8 protein-coding genes and 1 pseudogene are annotated in these 9,081 nt (G+C 42.7%); all 9 read left to right on the forward strand.

Annotated elements, in window-relative coordinates; translation table 11 throughout:
• The coding region (locus DXA60_RS17965; RefSeq protein ID WP_147345409.1) for a conjugal transfer protein at nt 1-870 on the forward strand (870 nt) is incomplete at its 5' end.
• On the forward strand, nt 870-1,319 hold the full coding sequence (locus DXA60_RS17970; RefSeq protein WP_117922638.1) for a hypothetical protein: 450 nt from the start codon (nt 870-872) through the stop codon (nt 1,317-1,319). The genes DXA60_RS17965 and DXA60_RS17970, both read left to right, overlap by 1 nt.
• Nucleotides 1,320-1,642: 323 nt before the next feature.
• Nucleotides 1,643-1,852 (forward strand): annotated as a pseudogene (locus DXA60_RS17980) (ABC transporter ATP-binding protein); the annotation flags it as partial.
• Nucleotides 1,853-1,858: 6 nt separating this feature from the next.
• Nucleotides 1,859-4,612: an ABC transporter permease gene (locus DXA60_RS17985; RefSeq protein WP_243006953.1), complete on the forward strand. Its 2,754-nt coding sequence runs from the start codon at nt 1,859-1,861 to the stop codon at nt 4,610-4,612.
• A gap of 75 nt (nt 4,613-4,687) precedes the next feature.
• Nucleotides 4,688-5,290, forward strand: coding sequence for a cytidylate kinase-like family protein (locus DXA60_RS17990; RefSeq protein WP_199536251.1), 603 nt, complete (start codon nt 4,688-4,690; stop codon nt 5,288-5,290).
• A 3-nt stretch (nt 5,291-5,293) separates the two neighbouring features.
• A complete protein-coding gene (locus tag DXA60_RS17995) occupies nt 5,294-6,169 on the forward strand; it encodes a magnesium transporter CorA family protein (RefSeq protein ID WP_117922640.1) in 876 nt (291 codons plus the stop codon).
• A 132-nt stretch (nt 6,170-6,301) separates the two neighbouring features.
• Complete coding sequence (locus DXA60_RS18000) at nt 6,302-7,075, forward strand: ABC transporter ATP-binding protein (RefSeq protein ID WP_117922641.1); 774 nt, start codon at nt 6,302-6,304, stop codon at nt 7,073-7,075.
• Nucleotides 7,056-7,913 carry an ABC transporter permease gene (locus DXA60_RS18005; RefSeq protein ID WP_117922642.1) on the forward strand — a complete coding sequence of 286 codons (858 nt, stop codon included), beginning with the start codon at nt 7,056-7,058 and terminating at the stop codon, nt 7,911-7,913. The genes DXA60_RS18000 and DXA60_RS18005 overlap by 20 nt, the downstream gene beginning before the upstream one ends.
• A 31-nt stretch (nt 7,914-7,944) precedes the next feature.
• Nucleotides 7,945-9,021 carry an ABC transporter substrate-binding protein gene (locus DXA60_RS18010; RefSeq protein ID WP_243006954.1) on the forward strand — a complete coding sequence of 359 codons (1,077 nt, stop codon included), beginning with the start codon at nt 7,945-7,947 and terminating at the stop codon, nt 9,019-9,021.
• Nucleotides 9,022-9,081: the final 60 nt, after the last annotated feature.

A 9,081-nucleotide genomic window follows, 5' to 3' on the forward strand; every position in this document is an offset into this window, starting at 1 on the left:
GCAGAAGAGATGCCGGTTTTAAAGGTATCTCCAAACAGGAACTGGATCCGGTTATTCTGGGTTTTGTTAGTGGTCAGCATTATACTGGGAATTTACAATAACTTCACATCAGTTGATACGGTTACAGTTGAAAAAGAAACTGTGGTTGAGGAAAAATTAAAAGATACAAATGCCTTGGAGAGTTATGTGAAAGGTTTTGCAGGTGTATATCATGCCTGGGGAAACACAGACCGGGAGATCAGCAAACGGGAAAAGGCTCTGGAAAAGTATCTTCCGGAAACGCTGCAGCTTATGGATCGTGGAATGATCACGACAGACTGTCCGACTGCAGCGGAGGTTGAATCCGTAGATATCTGGTCTGTGAAGGATCTTACGGATACAGAGTACGAAGTAACGTATTGTGTAAAGCAGCGGATATCGGAAGGTGAACAGACCGCGGATCAGAGCAATGTGTATCAGATAGCAGTACACAGAGACGAAAATGGGAAAATGTTAGTTGTGAAAAACCCGACAGCGTATGCGCTGCCGGGAAAATCTTCTTATGAGGTAAAAGCAAAAGAATCAGATGGAAGCATAGATTTAAAAACCCAGACACAGATCGAAGATTTTTTGAATACGTTTTTCAAGCTGTATCCGCAGGCATCGGCGAAGGAGCTTGTCTATTATGTAAAGGATGGTGTCCTTCCGGCAATCGGAAAGAATTATGTATATGATGGACTGGCAGGAAAAGCCTACTATATGGAAGGTGATCAGACGAAAGCAGAAGTTTATGTAAAATACCTGGATCAGGATCTGAAGATCACACAGATCATGCAGTATAAGTTGACACTGGAGAAGGGGGATAACTGGAAGATCATGGAGGCAGAGTGATGAAAGAAAAGATAGAAAACTTTATCATGAAATTTTCATATCGGGAAATACGCAGGCGGAAAATACAGGCTTTTAAATGGAGACTGGAGACCTTAAGTTCCATGGGAAAAGAAGAGCTGGAGTTTGAATATGTAGAACAAAAAGTGAGATATGAACATAAAAAGAATGTTTGTGAAGTGCTGCTGATGATTGTTTTACTTGGAATCGTAATGGGTACATGGAGGGAATTTTTTGCTTTTATAAGAACTGCATATCAGTACACTGTAACTTCCGGGTATGATGGCATAAAAGAAATGAACATTTGTTTTTTATTGTCTGTTATTTTGGCGGTGGCGTTAACACTGGCAACATTGATACCTGTGTGTGATAGTGTTGAAGATATGAAAGCTGCAAAGAGAGATCTGACGATCATTGAGATTGTAATGAGAGAGAAAGAAAATGAGAGATAGAGAAAAGACTTCATTCCGGTATAACGCTGGGGTGAGGTCTTTTTTTTGTGTTGAAAATGCTATTTTATAAATAAAACAAAATAAGAGGATACTAACAGACCTTAACCGTAGGGTGGAGTTTGTGGTTAAGCTGCTGTTTATGGAATCGTTGCTAACTGGGTGGAAAATGTTGTGGGAAAATGGTGGGAAAGAGGTTTTCCTTTTCCATGATTTTCCCATACATTATCCACGCGGTTATCAATGATGGAATAGTGGCTTATCCATAAAATCCATGCTGTTCTTAATAATAGATGACGTTTATTGTTTGTACTAATAGTACACTACCCACAGGGGCACTTGATTACAATACCGGAAAAGCAGTTTTAAAATTATTGCAGGATACCTGCCGCGAAAAAGGAAAGACGGTTGTTGTCATCACACATAATCAGGCACTGACAGCGATGGCAGACCGCATCATTACGGTAAAGAGCGGAACGGTCGTGTCCATGGAAAAAAATGAGCACATTGCAGATATTGCAGATATAGAGTGGTAGATGGTTATGAGATCAATGATATGGAAATCAACATTCAGGGAAATAAAAGAAAGCCTTGGCAGATTTTTAGCCATCCTTGCTATCGTTGCATTGGGAGTGGGATTTTTTGCGGGACTTAAGGTAACACAGCCTGCAATGTTAGAAACGGCACAGCGTTATTTTGATAAGACATCTCTTTATGATTACCGCCTGATCTCTACGGTCGGTTTTTCAGAGGACGAAGTGGAAACGATACAAAAGCAAAAAGATGTAAGGGCAGCAGAAGGAGCAGTCACGTTTGATATTATCTGTGAGAGCGGTGGGAAAGAGCGTGTCATAAAAATGCACAGCATCACGGAGAATGTCAACCGTCTGGTGCTCGTGGATGGAAAATTGCCGGAAAATGCATCGGAATGTGTGGTGGATTCCAATCTTTATGATGCATCCATGATCGGAAAAACGATCAAACTTTCCGGGAACAATGATACGGATGATCTGGAACATTTTTCGAGCAGGGAGTACAAGATTACCGGAATTGTGCAGTCACCATTGTATTCGCAGTTTGAGCGTGGAAGCACATCGCTTGGCAATGGCAGGGTAAGCGGATTTGCCTATCTTTTGCCAGAAGGATTTGCGGATGATTATTATACGGAAGTCTATGTGAAATTTGACAGCGATTTTCCACTGTACAGCGAAGAATATGATGCTTACATAAACCAGAAACAGGATGCGTGGGAAACACTGGCAGAGGATCTTGCAGCAGAACGCTATCAGACGGTACGTTCGGAAGCAGAGACGAAACTTTTGGATGGGAAAAAACAGCTTGCAGAGAAAAAAGAAGGGACAAAGAGTCAGCTTGATGATGCAAAAATACAGTTAGAAGATGCAAAAAGCCAGATCGAAGACGGCGAAAAGCAGCTTGCAAATGCAAAAAAACAGTTAGAAGAATCCAAAACACAGATCGCAGAAAAAGAAGCGGAATTATCCAATGCAAAGAAGCAGTATGAGGATGGGAAAAAGGAATATGAGGACGGGCTTTCGACTTACAATAAAGAGATAGAAAAAGCTGAAAAAAAGATCAGCGATGGGGAAAAGACGCTGCAGGAATTAAAAGAGCCGGATACCTATGTGCTTGGGCGTGATACGAATGTTGGTTATGTATGTTTTGAAAGTGATTCCGGTATCGTCGACGGAGTTGCGGATGTGTTTCCGATTTTCTTCTTCCTGGTAGCAGCGCTAGTCTGTGTGACAACGATGAACCGTATGGTGGAAGAACAGCGGACGCAGATCGGTGTTTTAAAGGCATTAGGTTACAGTGAGCATACGATCATGGCAAAATATATGTTTTATTCCGGATCGGCAGCACTGACCGGCTGCGTGGCTGGATTTGCGCTTGGAACTGTAATGTTTCCGAAAGTAATCTGGTATGCGTATGGCATGCTCTATAAGATGGAGTCGTTAGTGTATGTGTTTGACTGGAAATTAGCAGTCATTTCCGTGACCGTATCGCTTATTTGCTCTGTTGGCACAACATTTGTATCTGTCCGGCGGGAACTGACGGAGGTTGCGGCAGAACTGATGCGTCCGAAGACACCGAAAGCCGGAAAACGTGTATTTCTCGAATATCTGCCGTTTATCTGGAAGAGGCTTAAGTTTCTGCAGAAAGTGTCAATGCGGAACATTTTCCGGTATAAAAAAAGATTTTTTATGATGGTCGTGGGGATCAGCGGATGCAGTGCACTTTTAGTAACCGGATTCGGGGTACGTGATTCCGTGACGGGGATCATAACGCAGCAGTATACGCAGATACAGACTTATGATATCGGGATTAGCTATTCATCGTCTGTTGCACAGAAACAGAAAGATGAACTGGAAAATAAAGAAAAAGACGGTGTAAAAAACTTTGTGTTTGTGGCAGAAAAGAGCATGGATTTAGTCGGTGAGGAAAAGACGAAATCTGTCAGCCTTATTATGGCAGATCCGGATTCGGATATAACGCCGTTTATCAACTTACATACGGAAAAAAAGGAGCCGATCGCATTTCCACAAAAGGGAGAGACGGTTATTTCAGCGAAAGTGGCAGATGAACTTGGAATAAAGACAGGGGATACCGTGACACTGCAGGATTCCGATATGAAAACGCTTAAGGTGACGGTAAGCGGTGTCTGTGAGAATTTTGTATATAATTATGTGTATCTGTCGGCAGATACTTACGCGGAACAGATGAAAGCAGAACCGGAATATAAGACGGCATTTGTGTCTGTTTCCGAGGGTACAGATGCGCATTTACTTGGAACAGCGTTAATGGCGATGGCGGATGTGGCAGCGGTAAATATTTCACAGGATGATATGGAACGTTTTTCAAGTATGATGAGCAGTATGGATCTGATCGTTGCTGTCATCATTCTGTGTGCAGCGGGACTTGCATTTATTGTTTTATATAACCTGACGAATATTAATATTACAGAGCGTGTGCGTGAGATCGCAACGATCGAGGTGCTTGGTTTTTATGAGAATGAGACAGCAGCATATGTTTTCCGGGAAAACACGATCCTTACATTTCTTGGCGCACTTGTAGGACTTGTGCTTGGCATATTTCTGCACCGGTTTGTCATGAGCCAGATTGTTGTGGACATGGTGTCTTTTGATGTGCATGTAAAACAGATCAGCTTTTTATACAGTCTGGTGCTGACCATGGTATTTACCTGGTTTGTGGACCGCCTGATGCGAAAGAAGATCGATGCGATCAGTATGACGGAATCTTTAAAGAGCGTTGATTAAAAATAGAGTTGGACGTTAATGTGGGAAAGTGTTATAGTCTATTTATAAAAAATGACGAATCAGGAGATGATACATATGGGAAAAATTATAACGATCGGGCGTGAATTTGGCAGTGGCGGACGTGAGGTTGGAAAGAGACTTTCGGATGAACTGGGAATCGCCTATTATGATAATGAGATCATTACAGAGATTGCGAAGCGGACAAAACTTGCAGAAGGTTATGTACAGCATGTAATGGAAAACAGTCCTTCCACGCTGATGCCGATCACGATCGGAAGAACTTTTTATATGGGCGTGGACCCGGTGATGGAGCAGAACAATGCGATTTACAGGGAGCAGAGCCTTTTGGTGCAGGAACTTGCAGAAAAATCAGACTGCGTAATTGTCGGAAGAAGTGCAGACTATATCCTGCGTGATAAAGATCCGCTGCGTCTGTTTATTTATGCAGACATGGAATCGTGTATGGAACGCTGCAGAAAACGTGCACCGGAGCAGGAACATTTTACGGATAAAGAGTTAAGACGTCATATTCAGGATGTGGATAAAAAACGTTCGAAATATTATCAGTTTTTTACCGGACAGACCTGGGGGGACAAATTAAATTATGACCTGTGTATCAATACGTCCGGTGCTGATATTGAAGCGCTGGTGAAGGTGATCGCAAAACTGGTAAAATAAAACATGCAGGAATATCATTTAAACAGTGAAAAAAAAATCTGTCTGATGTCAACAGCAGAATTTAAGGAGCTAGAGGGGGAATATCCTCACAAGCGGAATCTTTACCGCAGTATGAATCCGGTGCAGTATTGTAAGGCGGAAAATTATGGAGACTGTCTGTTTGGGACAATGAAGATACCGCGCGTATTAAAAGGTGAAATAACTTATATTGTATTTGGATTTTATCTGAGGGGCGATGAACTGTTATTGATCGAGGATGGCAGTTTTTTAAAGACATGTCTGGGAAAACTGGAAAAAGTCATACCGGAAGAAATAAGTATGAATCAGCTTCTTGTCATGATCTTTGAAATGCTGATCGAGGATGATGTGATCTATCTGCAGCAGCAGGAAGAAAAATTAGCTTCGATCGAGGAAGAACTGTTAAAAAAGATTCCGGAACATTTTTATGAGATCATACTCCGGTACCGGAAACGCTTTTCGGCGTATCATGCTTATTACGAGCAGCTTGTAAATCTGGCAGATGCCATGCAGAGTGATTTTGGACAGATACTGACAGATAAGGAGCAGTCACTCTGGCAGCTCTATGCAAACCGTGTGGAACGTCTGCATGACCATGTAGAACTTTTGAGAGAGTATCTGGTACAGATCCGTGAGTTATACCAGTCATTGATCGATGTTCAGCAGAATAAAGTCATGAGTATCCTGACGGTTGTCACAACGATCTTTCTTCCTTTGACATTGATCGCAGGATGGTACGGAATGAATTTCCCCAATATGCCGGAGTTCCGATGGAAGTATGCATATCCGGTTGTGATCATTGCCAGTATATTTATCATTGCAGGTGAGATCGTATATTTTAAGAAAAAGAAAATGCTTTAAGAGAAAATATTTTAAGAGAATTTGTGTGTGATCCGGAAATGGGGGATGATCCTTTGTTTCCGGATTTTTATATGTCAAAGTGCCGGATATATGAATATATTACAATAAGAATGAGTTAGAGAAGCTGCTGTTATGGCTTATGAAGATATAAAAATTTCAGGCATTACAAAATGCTTTTATAATAATGGGGAAATGCGTCAGATATTACGACCGATAGACCTTTCCATACCACATGGGAAATTCGTTTCGATCATTGGGCCGAGTGGGTGTGGAAAGTCGACGCTGTTTAACATTGTGGCAGGACTTCTGCCACCGACATCGGGAGATATTACGATCGGCGGGAAAAGCATTTTAGGGGAAAAGGGCTATGTTGGTTATATGCTGCAAAAAGATATGCTTCTTCCGTGGCGTACGATCATCGACAATATTATTTTGGGACTTGAAATCAGGGGTGTACCGAAGAGGGAAGCGAGAAAACAGGCACTGCCCCTGATGGAAAAGTATGGACTTTTGGGATTTGAAAAAAATTATCCGTGCGAACTGTCCGGTGGAATGAGGCAGAGAGCAGCACTTCTTCGCACGCTTTTGTATGACCGGGGGATCATTTTGTTAGATGAGCCGTTTGGCGCACTGGATGCGCAGACAAGACAGTCCATGCAAAACTGGCTGTTAGAGATCTGGGAAGATTTTCATAAAACAGTCTTATTTGTGACGCATGATATCGATGAGGCAATTTATCTGTCGGATATCATTTATGTTTTTTCGGAACGTCCTGGTTACGTAAAAGAAAAAATCAATGTTAACTTAAAACGTCCAAGAAAGCAGGAAGATATGCTGGAAGCTGATTTCTGGGATTTAAAACAGCATTTGACAGGAGGAATGTCTGATGGAAAAAAAGGCGTATGAAGCATATTATTATGAGCCGAAATCCGTTGGGGCAATGCAGTCAGACGGAAAGGAAAAATTAAGGCAGAAAAAACAGAAAAAAGGCATCCGGACAGGAAGGATTTTATTTGGAATTGCAATTTTAATCCTTTGGGAAGTGAGTGCTATGTGTGGATGGATCGATGATTATTACTGGAGTTCTCCTTCATTGATCGTACGGACAGCGATCGTTCAGTGGAAAGAAAAAAATCTTGCATATGACATCTATTTTACATCTATGTCTACGATCGGTGGTTTTCTGGCAGGAACGTTAGGCGGCGCAGTGTTAGGATTGTCATTCTGGTGGTCAAAGACATTTGCAAAAATTTTTGAACCGTATCTTGTGATGTTTAATGCAGTGCCAAAGCTGGCACTTGCACCAATTTTAATCGTGCTGTTTGGTATCGGTTTTTCATCCAAAGTAATCCTGGCATTTTTAATGACAGTAATATCATGTGCACTTGCGACAGTCAGCGGCGTCGAAAATGTGGATGAGTCGATGGAAACTTTGCTTTATTCACTTGGTGCCACCAGGTGGCAGGTTTTTGGTAAAGTTGTGGTTCCGGCAGTGCTTCCCTGGATGCTTGGGAGCCTCCGGATCAATATTTCTTTGGCGCTCGCAGGTGCGATCGTCGGGGAATTTATCGCATCTGGGCATGGACTTGGAAGAATGGTCATCTATGCGGGCACTATTTTAGATACTACATTAGTGTGGGTTGGGGTGATCGTGCTGTCACTGCTTGCAATGGTAATGTACCTTGCGGTGGTGGAACTGGAAAAATGGATGACGGAACATCTTGCCATTTACCGTAAGGCGTAAAGACACCTTTTGGCACGTAAAGCCATATTATATGAAAAAGAGAAAACAGGCAGAGATGTTAACAAGAAAAATATTAAAAAGGAAATGGTTTAGTTGTTTTGGATGCGTTTTATTTGCTGCCGTGCTATTGGCGACAGCCTGCGGTGATGATAAGGCAGGGCAGGAGAGTGAGGCGTTAAAGAAGATTGTGATCGCAGAACCGTTACATTCGATCGGTTATCTTCCACTTTATGTTGGGCAGCAGGAGGGATTTTTTGAGGAGGAAGGACTTGATGTGGAGGTGATACAGGCTACGGGCGGCTCGCATGTGACATCTGTGATGAGCGGGGATGCATGGGGCGTGATCGGTGGAGTGGATTCGAATGCGATCCCGAATGCATCCGGAAACTGCCCTGACCCGGTGATAGCTGTCTGCAATTGTGTGAACCGGGCAAATGTTTACCTGTGTGCTAAAGCTGGTGAAGAATATACTGGAAATACGGATGAAGAACTTGCACAATATTTAAAAGGCAAGAAGATCAATTCCGGCAGATTTGGCGGCAGCCCGAATTTATGCGTGCGTTATCTTTTGCTTTCACTCGGACTTGATCCGGATCGTGATGTTGTGATGGTAGAGCCGGCAGATATGTCAACTTCCGTTGCTGTGGTGCAGAGCGGTCAGGCAGATATTTCCTGGGCAGCAGAACCCCAGATTGTAGATGGGATGAAGCAGGGGGTATGGACAGATGCATTTTACCAGTTTACAGATTTAGGAGATTATGCTTACTCTGTTTTAAGTGTAGCGGAATCGACAATCAGCAATGATCCGGAAACAGTACAGCACTTTGTGAATGCGATGTTAAAATCTCTGACTGCGGCGCAGGATAAGGAGATCGCAGTCCGGGCGGCAGAAAAAGAATTTCCGACCACACCGCCAGAAGATATAGAAGCCGCGATCGACCGCGCCTATGCAGATGAACTTTGGAGCATGGATGGTGTGATCACGCAGGAAGCAGTAAAAAATGATATGGAAGTATCCATTGCATCGGATGTATATCAGGGGACTTACCAGTATGAAGAACTGGTGGATATGCAGTTCGTTTACAATGCACAGAACAATACGGATTGAAATTAGCTATCTGACAAATGCTGGTTTGTGGGTGACATGAGTTTCCTTGTGTAGGGTGGT

The sequence above is a fragment of the Roseburia sp. OF03-24 genome, assembly GCF_003463035.1.
In the GTDB taxonomy this organism is placed as follows: Bacteria; Bacillota; Clostridia; order Lachnospirales; family Lachnospiraceae; genus Roseburia; species Roseburia rectibacter.

What these genes read in the sequence shown, in the direction of transcription:
- DXA60_RS17990 (WP_199536251.1), top strand. Translation starts at nt 4,688, where the DNA reads ATGGGAAAAATTATAACGATCGGGCGTGAATTTGGCAGTGGCGGACGT.
- DXA60_RS18010 (WP_243006954.1), top strand. Translation starts at nt 7,945, where the DNA reads ATGAAAAAGAGAAAACAGGCAGAGATGTTAACAAGAAAAATATTAAAA.
- DXA60_RS17995 (WP_117922640.1), top strand. Translation starts at nt 5,294, where the DNA reads ATGCAGGAATATCATTTAAACAGTGAAAAAAAAATCTGTCTGATGTCA.
- DXA60_RS17970 (WP_117922638.1), top strand. Translation starts at nt 870, where the DNA reads ATGAAAGAAAAGATAGAAAACTTTATCATGAAATTTTCATATCGGGAA.
- DXA60_RS18000 (WP_117922641.1), top strand. Translation starts at nt 6,302, where the DNA reads ATGGCTTATGAAGATATAAAAATTTCAGGCATTACAAAATGCTTTTAT.
- DXA60_RS17985 (WP_243006953.1), top strand. Translation starts at nt 1,859, where the DNA reads ATGAGATCAATGATATGGAAATCAACATTCAGGGAAATAAAAGAAAGC.
- DXA60_RS18005 (WP_117922642.1), top strand. Translation starts at nt 7,056, where the DNA reads ATGGAAAAAAAGGCGTATGAAGCATATTATTATGAGCCGAAATCCGTT.